At 37.0% G+C, this 18,380-nt stretch carries 15 protein-coding genes and 1 pseudogene; 11 read left to right on the forward strand and 5 right to left on the reverse strand.

The genetic code is table 11. The features are described 5' to 3' along the window. The first annotated feature begins 64 nt into the window (after positions 1-64). The 9 genes from NBX25_RS18970 to NBX25_RS19010 all read left to right on the forward strand — a co-directional run bounded on the left by NBX25_RS18970 (position 65) and on the right by NBX25_RS19010 (position 11,441). Positions 65-718, forward strand: a complete 654-nt coding sequence (locus NBX25_RS18970; protein WP_250254975.1) for an NAD-dependent epimerase/dehydratase family protein — start codon at positions 65-67, stop codon at positions 716-718. Then, positions 715-864 carry a hypothetical protein gene (locus tag NBX25_RS18975; protein WP_164466557.1) on the forward strand — a complete coding sequence of 50 codons (150 nt, stop codon included), beginning with the start codon at positions 715-717 and terminating at the stop codon, positions 862-864. The genes NBX25_RS18970 and NBX25_RS18975 overlap by 4 nt, the downstream gene beginning before the upstream one ends. A 129-nt stretch (positions 865-993) precedes the next feature. Continuing rightward, positions 994-4,032 carry a choice-of-anchor I family protein gene (locus NBX25_RS18980; protein WP_250254977.1) on the forward strand — a complete coding sequence of 1,013 codons (3,039 nt, stop codon included), beginning with the start codon at positions 994-996 and terminating at the stop codon, positions 4,030-4,032. 316 nt (positions 4,033-4,348) lie between these two features. Continuing rightward, complete coding sequence (locus tag NBX25_RS18985) at positions 4,349-4,738, forward strand: DUF3060 domain-containing protein (protein ID WP_250254978.1); 390 nt, start codon at positions 4,349-4,351, stop codon at positions 4,736-4,738. Between the two features lie 141 nt (positions 4,739-4,879). Continuing rightward, entirely contained in the window at positions 4,880-5,287 is a 408-nt protein-coding gene (locus NBX25_RS18990) for an HYC_CC_PP family protein (protein WP_250254979.1), read from the forward strand. Positions 5,288-5,356: 69 nt separating this feature from the next. Next, a complete protein-coding gene (locus NBX25_RS18995) occupies positions 5,357-6,742 on the forward strand; it encodes a TolC family protein (protein WP_250254986.1) in 1,386 nt (461 codons plus the stop codon). A 15-nt stretch (positions 6,743-6,757) separates the two neighbouring features. Then, complete coding sequence (locus NBX25_RS19000) at positions 6,758-9,910, forward strand: efflux RND transporter permease subunit (RefSeq protein ID WP_250254988.1); 3,153 nt, start codon at positions 6,758-6,760, stop codon at positions 9,908-9,910. A 12-nt stretch (positions 9,911-9,922) separates the two neighbouring features. Next, entirely contained in the window at positions 9,923-11,005 is a 1,083-nt protein-coding gene (locus NBX25_RS19005; RefSeq protein ID WP_250254990.1) for an efflux RND transporter periplasmic adaptor subunit, read from the forward strand. 7 nt (positions 11,006-11,012) lie between these two features. Then, positions 11,013-11,441, forward strand: a complete 429-nt coding sequence (locus tag NBX25_RS19010) for a hypothetical protein (RefSeq protein WP_123910481.1) — start codon at positions 11,013-11,015, stop codon at positions 11,439-11,441. Between the two features lie 305 nt (positions 11,442-11,746). Here the strand turns inward: NBX25_RS19010 and NBX25_RS19015 are convergent, their stop codons facing one another. Then, complete coding sequence (locus tag NBX25_RS19015) at positions 11,747-11,995, reverse strand: NifU family protein (protein ID WP_045500144.1); 249 nt, start codon at positions 11,993-11,995, stop codon at positions 11,747-11,749. Between the two features lie 47 nt (positions 11,996-12,042). Continuing rightward, positions 12,043-13,149, reverse strand: coding sequence for an Mrp/NBP35 family ATP-binding protein (locus NBX25_RS19020; RefSeq protein ID WP_123910479.1), 1,107 nt, complete (start codon positions 13,147-13,149; stop codon positions 12,043-12,045). A 150-nt stretch (positions 13,150-13,299) separates the two neighbouring features. On the opposite strand from NBX25_RS19020, the gene NBX25_RS19025 reads away from it, so the two are divergent. Beyond that, complete coding sequence (locus NBX25_RS19025; protein WP_250254991.1) at positions 13,300-13,755, forward strand: hypothetical protein; 456 nt, start codon at positions 13,300-13,302, stop codon at positions 13,753-13,755. Positions 13,756-13,854: 99 nt separating this feature from the next. Here NBX25_RS19025 and NBX25_RS19030 read toward each other — a convergent pair whose 3' ends face one another. Continuing rightward, complete coding sequence (locus tag NBX25_RS19030; protein WP_164466558.1) at positions 13,855-14,031, reverse strand: hypothetical protein; 177 nt, start codon at positions 14,029-14,031, stop codon at positions 13,855-13,857. 68 nt (positions 14,032-14,099) lie between these two features. Continuing rightward, positions 14,100-16,442, reverse strand: coding sequence for a TonB-dependent receptor domain-containing protein (locus NBX25_RS19035; protein ID WP_250254993.1), 2,343 nt, complete (start codon positions 16,440-16,442; stop codon positions 14,100-14,102). A 297-nt stretch (positions 16,443-16,739) separates the two neighbouring features. On the opposite strand from NBX25_RS19035, the gene NBX25_RS19040 reads away from it, so the two are divergent. Further along, entirely contained in the window at positions 16,740-17,555 is an 816-nt protein-coding gene (locus NBX25_RS19040) for a discoidin/SUN/FTP domain-containing protein (protein ID WP_250254995.1), read from the forward strand. 100 nt (positions 17,556-17,655) lie between these two features. On the opposite strand, the pseudogene NBX25_RS24930 reads toward NBX25_RS19040, so the two are convergent. Further along, positions 17,656-18,378, reverse strand: a pseudogene (locus tag NBX25_RS24930) (phytanoyl-CoA dioxygenase family protein). Positions 18,379-18,380 lie beyond the last annotated feature (2 nt).

Raw genomic sequence — 18,380 nt, forward strand, 5'->3', positions numbered from 1 at the left:
TTATCTAAAAAAAATAAAGTAATTTCTTACCCTTAATCGTCATACAACTATCAATAGCAAAACTATGAACTCAATCAAAATAATTCTTACAGGAGCTACCGGAATGGTAGGCGAAGGCGTTTTAATGGAATGCCTTGAAAATCCCAATGTGTCTGAGATCCTGAGTGTCAGTCGAAAACCATCAGGAAAAAAGCACCCTAAACTGAAAGAATATCTCGTTCCGGACTTTTTATCCATCGATATCCATGATGAAAATCTCAAAGGTTATGATGCCTGCTTCTTTTGTGCAGGAATAAGCAGCGTGGGGATGAATGAAGAAGATTATACCAAAATCACTTACGAAACCACGATACATTTTGCAGAAGCTGTTTTACATCAAAATCCCGAAATAGTATTCAATTACGTATCCGGAGCCAGTACCGACAGCACTGAAAGCGGAAAATTGATGTGGGCACGAGTGAAAGGCAGAACAGAAAATACCTTAAAAAGAATGAGTTTTAAAGGAGCTTATAATTTCAGACCTGGATTTATGAAACCTGTTGAGGGCCAAATTAATGTGAAATGGTTTTTCAAACCTTTTATTTGGTTTTTTCCTATTTTTTTACCATCAAAATCACTAACTTTACATGAAGTTGGAAAAGCAATGATCAATACGGTAAAAAAAGGCTATCCTTCTTCAACTTTAGAAATTCGAGATATTAAAAATTTAGCGATATGAGAGACATGTTAAAAAGAATTGTTCTGGTTATTTTTGTACTCTTGGTTCTGACTGCAGTTTCAGGGTTTCTGTATATGCAGAAACATCCTCTGGAAGGAGCTAAATCAGGAACAATGTTAAACTTTTCAGGTAAAACTGCAAAATAACTGAATCTCAATACCGTAATTCTATTTATTATCAGAAAAAGACCTATTTTTTAAACATTTCTTAAAATTCTATTAAAATAGTTATCAAACATAAAGTTCATTTTTGTAAATATCTAATTGAAGTCAAAAATGATCAACAACTACCTATTAAAAGGGTCTGTTGTAGCCGCATTCTTTTTTCAGAGCGGACTATTCGGACAGGCGCTTATCCATTACTGGAATTTTAACAATAATTCATCTGAAGCTGCCATCACTGCACCTTCATCTACATTGGCCAACGGCTCCCTTATCTCTATAGCAGGCGGTACAAGTGTAATAGATTTTGCAGGTGGTACCGGACAAAATTTTAATATTGATAATCTCAATGCCAGAAACGGAGATCTATCCGGAACCCATTTAAGATTCAACAATCCTATTGGGGGTGCCTTACAGTTTAATCTGCCAACAACAGGTTACAATAATGTCATCGTAAAGTTTACGACCAGAAGATCAGGACAGGGAGCCGGAACGCAGACATGGTCTTATACAACGGATGGAACTACCTTTGTACCCTATCAGGTCATAGCCCCTCAGGATGCCAATCCACAATTGATTAGTTTTGATTTTTCTGCAGTGGCAGGTGTTTCAAATAATCCCAACTTTAAATTAAAGGTTGAATTCTCTGCAACGGGAGGCGGAACAGGTGGTAACAACCGTTTTGACAACTTTACAGTAGATGCAAGTCCGGCCGGAGGTGTTGATACAACTCCACCAACCACCGCGTATCTTCCAACTAACAATACCAATAACGCTTCAAGTACTATTAATCCTACAATTTCCTTTAATGAAAATGTAAGATTGACCGATAATTCTGCGATCACCGATTCTAATGCACAAAATCTTGTAGATTTCCGTCTAGGAAACGCTACAGGTACCCAAGTTCCCTTCACAACAACTTTTAGCAACAACACCATCACGATCATTCCAACTTCCGGCTTAGTGCCGGGCCAAACGTATTATCTGGCGCTTAAGCCCAATACGGTTGAAGATTTCAGTGACAATGCAGTAACAGCCATAACATCCTCTACATTTACCACTGCCGGGACCTCTATTTCTCTTGAGAAAAACTTCATCAAAGTGGAAGAAAATGCAGGGACATTGGCTTTCAAAATTAACGTAGCAAATCCTTCTACAGCAACAGTGAATCTTGTTGTAAAACCTGCTCCTTTCAGTACAGCAGACAGCAATGATTTCACACTAGCAAACCAAACCATCAATATCAATCCGTCCAACACGAGCTATACAGTTAATATTCCTATTATTGATGATACACTGGAAGAACAAAAAGCAGAATATTTTGTAGTAAGTCTTGAAAACCCAACAGGCGCAACCATTTCAGGAGATAGTTCTGCAACCATTTATATTGTAGATAATGATAAGCCAGCACCTGTTCCTTCTCATGAGATTAAACTGAATTATATTGGAAGCTTTGATCCTTCCGGAAACAATAACAGTTCTACAGAAATTGTTGTCCATGATCCGGCAACTCAAAGGCTTTTCACCATCAGCTCTCTTACAGATGTCTTTGATATTATTGATTTCAGTAGTCCTACTACTCCATCGGTAATTAAGACCGTCAATATGGCTTCCTACGGCGGTATCACCAGTATTGCTGTAAAAAATGGAATTATTGCAGCAGCCTCTCCAAATACCAACCCACAACAAAATGGCTCTGTCGTTTTCTTTGATATTAACGGAAATTTCCTGAAACAAGTAACCGTAGGAGCTCTACCGGATATGGTAACCTTTACTCCAGATGGAACAAAAGTGATTACAGCTAATGAAGGAGAACCTAATGATGCTTATACGGTAGATCCTGAAGGAACCATCAGTATTATTGATATTTCAGGAGGTATTGCTAACCTTACCCAAAGTAACGTCACTACTCTGAATTTTAATAATTTTGATTCTCAAGTAGCTGCTTTAACCGCTACAGGTTTAAGAAAAGTAAGAACCAACAATACGCTTTCACAAGATCTGGAACCTGAATATGTTACAGTAAGTACTGACAGCCAAAAAGCCTGGGTAACGCTTCAGGAAAATAACGCCATTGCTGAAGTAGATCTTACCACTAAAAATATTACGGGAATCTGGGGCCTAGGTAAAAAGGATATGAGTCTTCCGGGGAATGGTTTTGATGCATCAGATAATAATGGAGAGATTCTTATTGCCAACTGGCCTGTAAAAGCGTATTACCTTCCTGATGCTGTACAAAATTATAAGGTAGGAAATACCAACTATATTGTAACCGCCAATGAAGGAGATGAAAAAGATCTTCCCGGATACAGCGAAAGAACAACTGTAGGAGCTAACAATTATACTTTAGATCCTGCAATTTTCCCTAATGCCGATATATTAAAGGCTTCTTACAACCTGGGAAGGTTCAGAGTTTCGTCGGCTACCGGAAATACTGATGGTGATGCCGATTTTGAAGAAATTGCAGCATTGGGAGCCCGTTCGTTCTCTATTTTTAATGCGGATACGAAACAACAGGTGTATGACAGCGGAGATCAGTTTGAAAGATATATTGCTGCTAATCATCCATTAATTTTCAATGCAGATAATGAGTCTAATACCATTAAAAGCAGAAGCCGGGCAAAAGGTCCTGAGCCGGAAGGAGTTGCTCTTGGAAAAATTAACGGGCAGACCTATGCTTTCATTACCCTGGAAAGAACAGGCGGCGTAATGGTTTACAATATCACCAATCCAAACAATCCTACTTTTACAGATTATAAACACTCCCGTTCTACCTCAGCGTACGGTGGAGATAACGGCCCTGAAGGAATCATTTATATTGCTCCGGAAAATACCACGACTCAGAAAGGGTATGTTATTATTGCCAATGAGATCAGTGGAACTTTATCTATGTATGAAGTGGCCCAGTCACCTACTTTAGCAACCGGCGAAGTAAAATCTGAAAAAGAGACCTTCAATCTATTCCCAAATCCGGTGAATAAAGGAAATACTTTATATTTCAACAGAAAACAGGACTATGAACTCTATGATATGTCCGGAAAGCTGATTGGAAAGGAAAAAAATGCTTTGCTAATAAATACCTCAACCCTTTCTACAGGAGTTTACCTTGTAAAAACCTCAGAAGGACACCTTAAAAGAGTTATTGTTAAATAATCTACATTTTACGATTTGATTAAAGCCTCTATTTTAGAGGCTTTTTTTATGATGATGCCAACTCGAAGTTAGAAACGGCTAATATCCTTGTTAAGGTTTTAAACCTTGACAAGGATGATTCCTGAAAGCTTTCTCTTTACCATAAAAAGTTCACTGAGTAAATCGTTGGATTTAAATTAAGAGTACAAACAGTGTTCTATCTACACTTTTGAAATAGCTTAGTTTCTTCCTCAAAAAAGCAATCATTTAACTTTTGATTAACTATGAGAAAATTATTTTGTACTTATATTTACCCACAACAAAAACCAAATTCAATATGAAAAGTATTAAAACAGCAGGTATTCTAGCGATTCTGTTACTCGGAACAGGCACTGCATTTTCTCAATCCAGAAAAACGGAATCTACAAAAGGTGTAGAACAGTCTAATGGTAAAACAATACAGGTAGACGGTGTAGGCCATACTCTTAATTATACCCTAAACGGGGGGAATGTTGAGGTTTCAGGAGGCGATAATACGGTAACCGTTAAAGGAAGTGCAAGAAAAGTTTCGGTCTCAGGAACCGGTAACAAAATATACATTGATAAAGTAGATAACGTTACTATAGAAGGTGGTAATAATACAGTTTACTATAGAAGTTCAGGAACAAAATCAGGAAAACCTAATACTTCTCTTACAGGAGTAGAAAATAAGGTGGTAAAACAATAGAAAAAAGATCAGGCTTGGAAATAAATCCAGGCCTTTTTTAATATAAGTGACACTCTAAGCTCGTTTTTCCTTTAAAATATAAACTTCTTCCATAATTCTATAACACGATGGCTCGGATTCATTTTAATTTTATCCCACGAAATGAAAAGAGTCTTTCACATACTGTTTATCCTCCTATACATTGTAGTTTCTTCAGGGTTTACTACCAGTAAGCATGTATGTAAAGGGAATGCAAGTGAGGTACATGTAGGCCTGAAAAAGCTCTCAGATTTAGACTGTCCGAAATGCAGTACCAATAAAGAAAAAAATCATAGTAAATGTTGTAAACTGGAAGTAAAAAAGATCTGCAAAGAAGATAATCTTCCTCATTCTTACAAAAACTCGCCGGTTAAGTTTTTATCAGCATGTATTCCCTATTATAATCTGGGAGCTGTATTTGATCTTTCATTAGCTATTGATCCGGAAAACCATACTTTTTATTTTGATCCTTCAAAATACCATCTCAATTACCCTTCCCTTTTCATTCTTCACTGCGTTTATAGAATTTAGAATAGATTGAATCATATCATGATCCCGATCGGGACAATTATTTTTCAATTTTAATTCTAAAAATATTCTATGAATTTATCATTCAGAGCACTCATCTTATGGCTGGGCTGCCCTGCGTTATCCTTTGCTCAGTTGACGAGTCTGGAAGACGTACTTCTCAGGGCCAAAAAAAATTACCAGTCTATTCAAAAGAAAGAGATCAGCATACAGGCTTCAAACGAAAGGCTTAAACTTCAAAAAACATACTACCTTCCAGAGGTAACCTTAATGGCTCAGCAGAGTTTTGGGACTATTAATGCTCAAAATGGACCTATGTACAATATGGGTGGATCCGGTTTTGCTTCCATTTCTATGCCCTTGGCAGAGCAAAACTGGAACTCAGGTTTCGGAAGCTTATATTTAACCAATATCAATTGGAATGTTTACACATTTGGAAAGCTTAAAACCAAAGAAAATGTAGAAACCGCTGATACTGAAATTCAAAAAGCTGATCTGAAACAGGAAATTTTTCAGCATCAGATAAAAGCAGCTGCCGCCTACTTCAATCTCCTGGTCAGCCAGCGACTTGAGAGTGTACAACTTGAAAACCACAAGCGTTCAGAAGTTATTTATTCTATTGCCCAGGCAAGAGCTAACAGTGGCTTGATCCCTGAAGTAGATGCATCCTTAGCAAAAGCAGAAATGTCAAATGCCCAGACTGCTATCATCAATGCTAACGATCATGTCCTGGAATACAATAAAAAATTATCGGACCTGTTGGCAGAAAATTTCACTGATTATCAACTGGATCATTATTTCAGCAAAAATACGCCATCTTTAATTCAGGAAACCTCATCTATTGACAGTCATCCAACCACTCTTTTTATTGCTCAGAAAATTAATAAAAGTAAACAGCAGGAAGCCTATTTACATACTTCCGGACTGCCTTCTCTTTCGTTTTTCGGGGCCTTTCAGGGACGAGGATCAGGCTTTGGTTGGAATTACGTTCAGGACAATTCCACCTATTCTCAATCGTATCTAAAAGGAGTTGGAATAGACCGAATGAATTATATTGTCGGGCTGAACCTCAGCTGGAATCTTACGAATTTTTACAGAAACAGTTCCAGAGTTAATGAACAGAAATTAATCACCAAAACGCTGGATCTTGATTACCAGCAATTGCAGCAGGAACTTTATAATCAGCAAAACCTTTCGGAACTGAAATATAAAAATGCTTTGTCAAAAATAACTGAGTCCAAAATACAATTACAGGCTGCCACAGATGCTTTCAATCAACAAAAAGCTTTGTATGAAAATGGATTAACCACGATTGTTGACTTCACCCAGGCATTATACCTGCTGAACCGTGCTGAAATCAATTATGAAATTGCTCAGAACAATTCCTGGCAGGCTGTTGTATTAATCGCTGCTTCTACGGGAGACATATCAATGATTACAAAAGCAATTACCCATTAACTTAAAAATTTAAACATGAATCTTATAAAGTTTGCATTACGCAGACCAATATCTGTAATGGTATTGGTATTGGGGCTGTTGTTTTTCGGAATCAAAGCTGCCAAAGAAGTAAAAGTAGATATTCTCCCTGAAATGAATCTTCCTGTAGTGTATGTTGCCCATTCCTTTAATGGCTATACTCCACAGCAGATGGAAGGATATTTTACCAAAATGTATGTCAATATGCTTTTATTTACCAATGGTATTAAAAGTATTGAATCTAAAAATACCCAGGGACTCACCCTCATGAAAGTTAATTTCTATGAAGGCACCAATATGGGAGAAGCTATCGCACAGATCAATGCGCTTTCTACCCGTTCACAGGTATTTTTGCCACCCGGTGCTCCACCACCTTTTATTATCCGTTTTGATTCTTCATCACAACCGGTAGGACAACTTGTGTTCAGGAGTAATACAAAAACCAATAATGAACTACAAGATATTGCCAATTTCAATGCCCGCCCTTTTCTTATTGCCATTCCCGGGCTTACCACTGCTCCGCCGTTTGGAGGAAGTCCGCGTACGATTGAGGTAAATGTAGATCCCATCAAACTGCGTGCACATCAATTATCTCCGGAGCAGATAGTAGAAGCCATCAGCAGAAATAATATTACTTCACCATCAGGGAATGTTTATATCGGCGAAACCAATTATCTGACGCCTACCAACAATACCGTAAAAAAAGTTGAAGAACTTGGAGATATTCCTCTGTTCAAAGGCACGGCAGACAATGTTTACGTCAAAGATGTGGCTACTGTTAAAGATGGAGCAGATATTGCCACCGGATATGCTTTGATCGACGGAAAACGTTCCGTATACATCAATATTGCGAAAGCCAGCAATGCATCTACATTGGAGGTTGTAAATAAACTGAAAGAATCCCTACCTAAAATCCAGCGGAATATGCCGGATGATGTAGAAATTTCCTATGAATTCGATCAGTCTGTATATATTTCAAATGCCTTGAAAAGTTTAGCGGTTGAAGGGATTTTAGGAGCTTTGCTTACCGGATTGATGGTAATGCTTTTCCTTAATGATCGCAGAGCGGCATTGATCGTTATTATGACCATTCCCATTTCGATTATTTCCGGAGTACTATTCCTGAAATTATTCGGACAATCCATTAATATTATGTCTTTATCCGGGCTCGCTCTCGCGATAGGAATATTGGTGGATGAAAGTACCGTCACTATCGAAAATATCCACCAGCATTTTGCTATGGGAAAAAACCGCGCACAGGCTATTTGGGATGCCTGTAAAGAAATTGCATTTCCAAAATTGCTCATCATGCTTTGTATTCTTGCCGTGTTTGCTCCGGCGTTTATGATGAGTGGCATCCCAGGATCTTTATTTATGCCTTTAGCTATGGCAATAGGATTTTCAATGATTGTATCTTTTATCTTATCACAAACCTTTGTCCCGGTGATGGCCAATTGGATGATGAAGCATGATCCTAAGACGTGTGAACATCATAAATCTGATTGGTTTACCCGCTTCCGTGATCGTTTCACTGTATTTTTATCCTCTCTGATGAAACGCAGAAAGATCATTGTAAGTGTAAGTCTTGTCGCTGTTTTAGGAATAGGTATCGGCCTTTACCAGATAACAGGAAAAGACGTTCTACCTTCTGTTAATTCCAGACAGTTTCAGGTTCGTATAAAAGCAGCAGAAGGAACCAGAATAGAAGTTACTGAAATTAAGGTTAAAAAGTTTTTGGAACATCTTAAACATAAAGTAGGGAAAGACAATATTGCCATTTCTTCCGTATTTATCGGACAGCATCCTTCTACTTTTGCGGTAAGCCCGATATATCTTTATAATGCGGGTCCACATGAAGCTTTAATGCAGGTTGCCTTGAAAGAATTTAAAGGAAATTCTGATGAACTCAAAGATGAATTACGAAAGTATTACAAAGAAAAAATGCCTGATATTCAAATTTCCTTTGAACCTATTGAGCTTACTGAAAAAATTCTAAGTCAGGGAACGAATAATCCTGTAGAAATAAGAATCTCAGGAATGATGAAAAAGATGAACCGGATGTATGCAGAAAAACTTTTAACCAAAATAAAAGAAATTGAATACATGCGAGACCAGCAAATCCCACAATCTATGAACTATCCTGCTTTACAGATCAATATCGACAGGGTAAAAGCGGCTCAGTTAGGATTGGATGCACAGGATATTGCCAAATCACTGGTAACCGCAACAGCATCTACTCGCTATACCAACAAAAATTTCTGGGTAGGAGGAATGATGGGAATTGCGTATGATGTACAGGTGCAGACTCCTCAGAATATTCTTAACAGCAAAGAGGAACTTGCCAATATTCCATTGTCCAAAAACTCTGACAGACCAGTTTTAGGGGATGTGGCTTCCATAACTTCTGCAAAAGAATTGGGAGAAAGCTACAACTTGGGGACTATGGGGTATACCACTGTTACGGCCAATATCCACAAAAAAGATCTTGAACAAGCTTCCCAAGATGTACAGAAAACCATCGAATCTCTTGGTGAGCTTCCAAAGGGAATTAATATTGAAGTTTCCGGAATGGCTCCTGTGTTGAATGAAACTATGAACAGTCTTTCTTCCGGGCTTCTTATTGCTGCTGCAGTCATTTTTCTGATGCTTGCGGCTACTTTTCAGTCGTTCCGTGTTTCATTAGTTATTTTAACAACGGTTCCTTTTGTCATTGTAGGATCACTGACATTACTGAAAATTACAGGCTCTACGCTAAATCTTCAGTCTTATATGGGATTAATTATGTCTGTCGGAGTCTCTATTGCTAATGCTGTGCTATTGATAAGCAATGCTGAAACCATCCGAAAATCGACAGGAAATGCATTGGATGCCGGCATTGAAGCTGCAAAACTTCGTATCCGTCCCATTATTATGACAACTCTGGCTATGGCCGCGGGAATGCTTCCTATGGCAATCGGTTTTGGAGAAGGCGGTGATCAGGTATCTCCACTAGGTCGTGCCGTGATCGGAGGACTTATTTTTTCAACCTTCTCTGTTTTGATTATTCTTCCTCTTGTTTTTGGATGGATTCAAAAAAATGACAGCATTATTTCTCCTTCCTTAGATCCTGAGGATGAAGAAAGTATTCATTATTATAATTCCAACCTTTAATTTTTATCCTCAATGAAAAATATATTATATACCGCTGCCCTCTTAAGTCTTATGATTATTCCAGCTTCCTGCAGCAAAGAAAAAGCAGCACCTCAACAAGAAGCTAAGCCCATGATGATGGCTAGCATGGAAACAGTAGCTATTAAAAAAAGTAATCCCAAAGTAGATCTTAAACTGCCCGGAGAACTCATTCCGGATCAGGAAACGGCATTATTTGCCAAAGTACAGAGCTATGTCAAAAAGATCAATGTTGATATTGGCTCTTATGTAAGTGCAGGACAGGTTCTCATGGTTTTGGAAGCTCCGGAAATACAATCCCAGGCGGCTAATGCAAAAGCAAAATGGCAGTCACAGGAAGCCATCTATGCTTCCACAAAATCGAGCTATGACAGAATGTATAAAGCCAATGAAACCAAAGGAGCTATTGCAAGAGATGCTCTGGATCAGATCACTGCCCGTAAACTTTCAGATCAGGCACAGGTAAATGCGGCAAGGTCAGCGTATCGTGAACTTCAGGATATTAATCAATACCTGGTGATCCGTGCTCCTTTTAGTGGGATCATTACGGAAAGAAATGTAGACTTGGGAGCTTATGTAGGACCTATGGGAGGAACTCCACTCATGGTTATTCAGAATACTTCAAAGCTTCGCCTTAGCTTATCGGTCTCTGAAGCCAATGTTCCTTATCTCAATGTGGGTGATACCATCTCATTCCGTGTCAATGCTATTCCTGAGAAAAATTTTAAGGCTATCATATCCAGGAAATCAGGATCATTAGATCTTAAGCTTCGTTCGGAGAAGATAGAAGCCGATTTTATCAATCATTCCAGAACGCTTACACCTTTCATGATTGCAGAGTCTATGATTCCTTTACAGAATAAAGAAGCTACATTTTTTATTCCAAGATCTGCAGTAGTAGAAAGTAATATGGGAGTTTATATCATCAAAAAAGACCATGGAAAAGCCAAATTCATTCCGGTAAAAAAAGGAAGAGTCCTGAATGATACTATAGAAGTTTTTGGAGATCTATCAGAAGGAGATCAAATCATTAAAAAAGCAAACGAAGAAATTACAGAAGGAAGTTTAATTAAATAATATTATCATGAAATTAATAGTTAGAAACACATTTTTAATTCTTTTCAGTGCTATAGCTTTATATGCCTGTAATAAAGAGAAAACAAAAAGTCCGGAAACTACAACGGTACAGCAACAACAACCTCAGCCTGCATCTTCCGGAAAATATGTAAAAGGCAGTCATGTTCCCAGTGAAACCGTCTGCATGGTCAATAATGCCTATATGGGCAAAAAACAAATTGAAGTTCCCCACAACGGAAAAATGTACTATGGATGTTGTGAAATGTGTGTAAAACGTATTCCATCTGATAAAACAGCCAGAGAAGCTATTGATCCATACACTGGAAAAACAGTGGATAAAGCTGATGCTTATATTGTCATGATCAGTGATGAAGGTGAAGTAGCTTATTTTGAAAATGAGGAGAATTATAAGAAATTTCTCACTCAGAATTCATAATGATATTTGGTAATTATATACAATTTTACACTCATCGTGATATCTTAGTTATTATGAGTTTGTCATTCTGAATACAACGAAGTAAAATGAAGAATCTAAGCCATATATGAGATTCTTCCTTCGTCAGAAATCGAAGATTCGACGTAGTCAATGACAACAGAGTAAAATTGTATAGAGTCACCTTATATTTTTAGATTATTTGTTTAAGGCTTGATAACCATTCTTTATCAAGCCTTTTTGAAACAGAAAACAAAAAAGACAGGCCTTATACAAAAGCCTGTCTTTTTAATATCTCAGATAGAGTTTTATTCTACGTTTACTACTTTTTCAATTTCCGGAGCATGTTGTTTGATTGTATTTTCCACCCCTAATTTTAAGGTTGAAAAATTCAACGAGCATCCGGAACAGTTACCCAGAAGTTTTACAAAAACCTGATTATCCTTCACGTCAATAAGCTCAATATCACCTCCGTCTTTATTCAAAAACGGTCTGATGCTTTCCAGAGCTTCCATTACTCTTGTTACTGTATCTTCGTGCGTTATGTTTGTTTCCATATTTTTTCAGTTCAATTCGGTTTTTTCAATTTGATTGAAAGTTATTATTATTTTGCTTTTGGAGAGCAACCTGCCATTGTGGAAATCTTCACAGCTTCAGTTGGAGGAAGGTTTTTATTTCTCTCTACAAGGCTTTCTACCATTTTTCTTGCCGTTTCAGTGTAGATGTCTGCAATTTTAGACCCTTCCTGAAGGGCTGCCGGTCTTCCCACATCTCCCGCTTCTCTGATACTTTGAATCAATGGAATTTCTCCTAATACCGGAATTCCAAGATCTTCAGCCAAATATTGTGCTCCCTGGTTTCCAAAGATATAATATTTATTGTCAGGAAGTTCTTCCGGTGTAAAGTACGCCATATTTTCGATTAATCCAAGAACCGGAATATTGATGCTTTCCATTTGGAACATCGCAATCCCTTTTCTTACGTCTGCCAAAGCAACGTGCTGAGGTGTACTTACAATCACTGCTCCCGTTACAGGAACTTCCTGGATGATAGATAAGTGAATGTCACCTGTTCCCGGAGGAAGGTCAATCAATAAGAAATCCAATTCTCCCCATGCAGCATCTCTGATCATCTGGTTTAATGCCTTTGAAGCCATAGGACCTCTCCATACTACTGCCTGGTTTGCCCCTGAGAAATATCCTATGGAAAGCATTTTTACCCCATAATTTTCAACAGGTTTCATCAGGTTTTTTCCATTCACTTCCACAGAAATTGGTTTTTCTCCTTCTGTATCAAACATGGTAGGAACTGATGGTCCGTAGATATCAGCATCCAATAAACCTACTTTAAAGCCCATTTTAGCTAAAGTAACTGCCATATTTGCAGAAACAGTAGACTTCCCTACTCCTCCTTTTCCGGAAGCAATAGCGATAATATTTTGAATTCCTGGAATTTGTTTTCCTTTGATCTGACTTTGCTGAATTTCACTAGGTTCCGGAGAAACGATTTTAAGTTTTAAATGAACCTCTTCTCCAAACTCACTCGCAAAAGCCTGCTTCATGGCAGCTTCCAGCTTTTTCTTTTCATGCATTGCAGGTGAATGAGCCGTCATGTCAATATAAACATCATTACCCATAATCTGAAGATTATTCACCAAGTCTTCTACTTCTATTTCTTTAAGGAATTCCTGAACCTTTTCTTTCGTCAACATATAAATATAAATTGTTTACAAATTTACGTTTTTTTTCGGTAATTTAGAATCAATAAAATCTATAATATCAGGTGATAAATCAGATCGTTAAAAATTTTGTTTATCTTCTTTTTTCATCATGAAGGATCACCCGACACCAAAACAAAATCTATGGAAACTATTGCTTATCCATCTAAATATGCATTACCGAAGGAAATCTTCAGGATAGGAAAAACAAGATTTAAATGGTATGATTTAGCCAATAATCCCTCAGAAATTTCTTCAGATGATATTCAAAATGCAAAAATATGCATTGAAAATGCCAATGAGAACTTTCAAAATATCGAAGATCTTGGATTTGTGATTATGCATCGATGTGGCGAAAATTACCTTCTTTTGGTATGTACATGGCGAAGTGAAAATGAATTATGGGAAAGCGTCTACTATGACGGAAGTGGAAAATTTGATACATGGGACAGAAATAAAACCCACCTCCCGACTTACTGTGTCTGGGAAATGGGCATTGTTTACCATGAGTCCCAGGCATGGAAAAAATACCTGGGAACTACAAGGTATGAAAGTCATAAGTTGGAATATCTTAATAACTTGTTTGAAGGCGAGGTGTAAAAGAAAGGAAGCTGGGAGAGGGAGGCTGGAAGTTATAGTAGTGTATCAACCACTGAAATTTTATTTAATTGAAATATAAACCTTTACATAAAAGGTCAATTAATTGTTGTAAAATGAAAAGTACCTCCAACATCCCTCTTTTAGCTTCCAGCCTATTTCTTTTCCAAAATCTGTCAATAAATTGTAATCAAAAAACTGTAATTTATCAATAACCTGACAGTACCTCCTGCATCCCTCTTCCAGCTTCCAGCCTATTTCTTTTCCAAAATCTGTCAATAAATTGCAATCAAAAAACTACAATTTATCAATAACCTGACAGTACCTCCTTCTTCCAGCTTCCAGCCTTAATTCGCTCTATCTTTCTCGTCAAAATTCACATTACGGCGTACTCCTTTTACCTTTTTATTTCCGAAAGTATAGGTTACTGATACAGTGAGCCTTCTGGCATCATAGTAATTATTAAAATAATGTGTTCCAGTTGTAAAATAGATTTCTCCTCTACTTCTTGCCTGCTTGAAAATATCGGAAACAATGACACTCATCTGCAGATTTTTATCCATAAGGTTCATCTTGAATCCTGCTACAAAATTTCCTACAAAAGCAGAATATTTATTTCCAAAATTGGAAGGAAGACGGAGCCAATAGTTGGCAATAAGCTGAATATTTTTTTTCTTATCCAGTGATATATTATTCTGAAAATCGAACACATAGCTATATCCTTTCTTTGTTAAGGCATCTGTAGCAAACACCTCCATACTGCTGTAAGCAATATCTGCAGAATAATTGGTTTCCCAACGTTTAAAGAATGTATTGGAATAATTTATTGTAGCACCTATACTGTTTTGGTTATAGTAATTGAAAAAAGTACTCGTTCTGCTTTCCCCGGACAGGCTGGCCAGCTGTCCAAATCCATCCAATGTTCTCTGAAAATAAAGGGTGGTGGATAATTTCCCTTTGTAGACATGGGAAAATTCAAAATTATGATTGATAGATGGCTGTAAGAAAGGATTCCCGGTAAAATAAGAATTTATATTGGTGTACCAGCGATACGGATTGATGGCACGAAACCCAGGTCTATCAATCCTTTTGGAATAATTAAGACTGAATGTATTATTCTCATCACTCTTATAACTCACATAAGTGGTAGGGAAAAAATTCCCATAGGAACTTTCCGATTGTTGTCCGGAAGTGAGAGAATTTCCGTTCACTACAGAATATTCATAACGAAGCCCTGCTTTTACAGACCATTTCTCATTGAAGGATTTTTCAAGACTGAAGTAAGCAGCATAATTTTTCTCATTGTACTTAAATTCATTACTCTTCGAAACATCCGTTACATAGCTTCCATTCTCAAGGTTTTGGTAAAAGATACTTGAATTATTATCGAAATTGGTAAATTTTATTCCAGCTTCTGTTTTAGCAAATTCATAAGGTAAAGTAAGATCCGCTTGTCCAGAATAGATTTTATAATCTACCACTGATGGTGACTTTACAATAAACTGATCTCCGGAATTTTCTGTTGTAGTAAAATCAATAGTAGTCTTGGGTAGATTAGAAAAATAATTTCCCGTAATACTTAGTTTATTGTCCCGTTTTCCAAATTTGACATCATAATAGGCACTTATTGTCTGCTGTGTGGATTTTCCTCTATGTTCTGCATAAGTAGACAATGTATTGGTATAATTGTCGTTCTGAAAATAATCTGAAGTATTCTGAATGTCCATATTAGAATGCCCAACTCCATAATCATAGATAAACCCGATATTTGATTTCTTTCCCAGCTGATAATCAACACTTAGATTAGCGCCTAATCCATCCCCAAAGTCTATTCTGTCATCATGACTTTTAAGCCCCTCTGCTCCTGTTATCCTATAATTTTCAAAAGAATGTTTTTGATATTTGCTTTGTCTTAATTTCAAAGAGGAACGTAATTTTTCATTCTGATAATTGATCGTTGTGCTGTTTGAAAAGCCTGAATAAGTCTGTTGTTGAAAACCTGTAGTAAAACTTCCGTTCCATCCCAGATTCTGATTCTTCTTCAGAACGATATTAATAAGCCCACTATTTCCCTGAGCTTCATATTTAGCAGGAGGAGCAGTAATCACTTCAATTTTTTCTATATTTTCTGATCTCAGGCTTTTAAGATACGTCACAAGTTCCGCTGAAGACAAGTTCAGAATTCGTTCATTAATCATAATGGCAACACCACTTTTCCCGGCAATAGAAACTCCTGCATTCTCATCAACTTTCACTAATGGCGTTGTAGCTAGCGCATCTGCTCCATCCATTCCCTGAGAGGCAACAGAATTGGCAACATTGAAAACCAATCGATCAGCTTTTCTTTCAATCAGTTTTTTTCTGGCTGTAAGAGTGACTCCTTCAATTTGTTTTTCTTTTTTTTCTTCAATGAAAAAGTCCTGTTTTACGTCTCCATTCACAGCAACATCTGTATTGGAAACTTCCATTCCATCATGAATCAGTTTTATAGTATAATTCCCATTTTCAGAAAGACGTAGCGAGTAATTTCCTTTTTCATCAGAAATGGCAGTCTGCTTTTTCTGATCTTTTACAGCAATCACTTCCACATAGGAAATGGCTTTTCCGGTTTGTGTAATTTTCCCTGTAATAGTTTGAGAAAAAAGAGCTGCTGGTAACAAAATAATGGCTGAAAGTAATATCTTCTTCATGTAATTTGATAATCATAGTTTTATATAGGACAACTTAAAATTGGGTTTTATTACATTTGAAGAAAAGAAGCAAGGAAGAGGGAGGTTATTGAAATCTGCTTACAAATGATATTTCTTTAATAAGATTTTCAAAACTTATCAATTAATTATAATCAACAGACCGCAAATTATCTATACCTCTTACAAAACCTTCGGCTTCTCTCTCCCGGCTTCCAGCCCATTCTATCTCAATTTTTTCATCCTTCTCCTCATATTTGGTACTGTACTTGATTTATTCACCCATTATAATATCAAAACATGAAAAAAGGACTGCTTGTATTGTCTTTATTGATGACCCAGATTATTGATGCACAAAATCATTCTCAACCTAAGGATCATACTACTACTCTTCAGGAGGTCATTGCTTCTCCTCACATTAAAGCAGACAGAATCTTTGATTTTTCTACAAAAGTTGAGATCATTCCACAAAGTCCAGGCGATAAAATTTATTATATGACGATGGATGCTAATGATGTCAATAAAAAAAAGAAATTCATAGTTTACAAAAAGCCATTCACTATCAGCAGGACCACACGGATTCAAGCCTATACAGAAAGAAAAAGGGAAAAAAGCTCAATTGCAATTGCAAATTTCAACAGAAGACCTAATTACTGGGAAGTAACCACCCTTTCAAAAGTTGATCCTCAATATGAAGCCACCGGAAAATTAGCATTAATCGATGGGATCAGAGGGGATATAGACTGGAAAAAAGGAGACTGGCAGGGATATCTGGGACACAATTTTGAAGCGGTAATCGATTTTCAGTCCCCTCTGCAGATCACCCAGATTTCCTCTACTTATCTTCAGGACAATAAGGCACATATTCTAATGCCTAAAAAAGTAGAATACTATGCCTCCATGAACGCTAAAGATTTTATTTTACTGAATACTATAGACAATGATATTGATCCCAAAGATGAAAAAATTCAGACCAAAGATTTTACCACAGAAATTCTTCCTACCGAAGCAAGATACCTTAAAGTAAAAGCTTATTATTTTGGAAAACTTCCCGGATGGCATCAGAAAACCGGTGGTGAAACGTATATCTTCGTTGATGAAATTTCTGTACAATAGTAAAAATGATGGAAAATGGAGGTTCATCTAAAATAGTTGACTTCAGCTTTTCAACCCAAAGATAAAGCCCTTCGAAAAGTTCGAAAGGCTTTACCTTTTATTAATTCATCCTTTCTGCCCATTGCAACACTTCCGGAAGCTCCATATCAGAAAATTCAATGTGAATGACTCTTCTTTTTTTACCATTGGTTGTTCGGTTTGAGCCATGCAGCGTAAGAGGTTTCATAAGCATCACACCACCTCTCTCAACCTTACAAATCTCTTCAGTTTCTACATTCCAGTCTATTGTTTCCGGTCTGTAAATTCCTTTTGCATGAGAGTGAGGAACTACTTTTAAAGCTCCGTTATGTTCATCCGTATCATCCAGATGAATTCTGATCGTATAGATGTTTTCTAAAATACTTAATGGTGGTTGTACAGCAAACTGATTCTGTTTTGTAGTCCAAGGGCCAAAATTAGGTAGCTCCAATTTTTTATCAACTGAAATGGTCAGATCCTAATGATAAGCCACATACCAATTGGAAGTTTCCGGTTTATCAAAATAGATACTTTTTACCACAAAATATCGATTACCAAATATTTCCTTGATGAGGTTTTTAATATTGTCATTAAAGATGAGGTTTTTAATTTCCGGAACTTCTTTTAAAAACTGTCTGATAGCAAACAGCTCTTCAGATTTCCTAAAGTTCTCTTTTGAAGTGTCTATATTATCGAGAACGTTAATGATTTGAGCAACTTCGGTCTCTGTGAATACTTCATTAATAACTGAAAAGCCATATTTTTCAATATGGCTTTTAGAATGTGATAAGTTTGTTAAACTCATTA

Origin of the sequence: Chryseobacterium sp. Marseille-Q3244 (assembly GCF_940807095.1) — a bacterium.
Taxonomy (GTDB): Bacteria; Bacteroidota; Bacteroidia; order Flavobacteriales; family Weeksellaceae; genus Chryseobacterium.

What these genes read in the sequence shown, in the direction of transcription:
- NBX25_RS18985 (WP_250254978.1), top strand. Translation starts at nt 4,349, where the DNA reads ATGAAAAGTATTAAAACAGCAGGTATTCTAGCGATTCTGTTACTCGGA.
- NBX25_RS18980 (WP_250254977.1), top strand. Translation starts at nt 994, where the DNA reads ATGATCAACAACTACCTATTAAAAGGGTCTGTTGTAGCCGCATTCTTT.
- NBX25_RS18995 (WP_250254986.1), top strand. Translation starts at nt 5,357, where the DNA reads ATGAATTTATCATTCAGAGCACTCATCTTATGGCTGGGCTGCCCTGCG.
- NBX25_RS19015 (WP_045500144.1), bottom strand. Translation starts at nt 11,995, where the DNA reads ATGGAAACAAACATAACGCACGAAGATACAGTAACAAGAGTAATGGAA.
- NBX25_RS18970 (WP_250254975.1), top strand. Translation starts at nt 65, where the DNA reads ATGAACTCAATCAAAATAATTCTTACAGGAGCTACCGGAATGGTAGGC.
- NBX25_RS19020 (WP_123910479.1), bottom strand. Translation starts at nt 13,149, where the DNA reads ATGTTGACGAAAGAAAAGGTTCAGGAATTCCTTAAAGAAATAGAAGTA.
- NBX25_RS19005 (WP_250254990.1), top strand. Translation starts at nt 9,923, where the DNA reads ATGAAAAATATATTATATACCGCTGCCCTCTTAAGTCTTATGATTATT.
- NBX25_RS19040 (WP_250254995.1), top strand. Translation starts at nt 16,740, where the DNA reads ATGAAAAAAGGACTGCTTGTATTGTCTTTATTGATGACCCAGATTATT.
- NBX25_RS18990 (WP_250254979.1), top strand. Translation starts at nt 4,880, where the DNA reads ATGAAAAGAGTCTTTCACATACTGTTTATCCTCCTATACATTGTAGTT.
- NBX25_RS19010 (WP_123910481.1), top strand. Translation starts at nt 11,013, where the DNA reads ATGAAATTAATAGTTAGAAACACATTTTTAATTCTTTTCAGTGCTATA.
- NBX25_RS19025 (WP_250254991.1), top strand. Translation starts at nt 13,300, where the DNA reads ATGGAAACTATTGCTTATCCATCTAAATATGCATTACCGAAGGAAATC.
- NBX25_RS19000 (WP_250254988.1), top strand. Translation starts at nt 6,758, where the DNA reads ATGAATCTTATAAAGTTTGCATTACGCAGACCAATATCTGTAATGGTA.
- NBX25_RS18975 (WP_164466557.1), top strand. Translation starts at nt 715, where the DNA reads ATGAGAGACATGTTAAAAAGAATTGTTCTGGTTATTTTTGTACTCTTG.
- NBX25_RS19035 (WP_250254993.1), bottom strand. Translation starts at nt 16,442, where the DNA reads ATGAAGAAGATATTACTTTCAGCCATTATTTTGTTACCAGCAGCTCTT.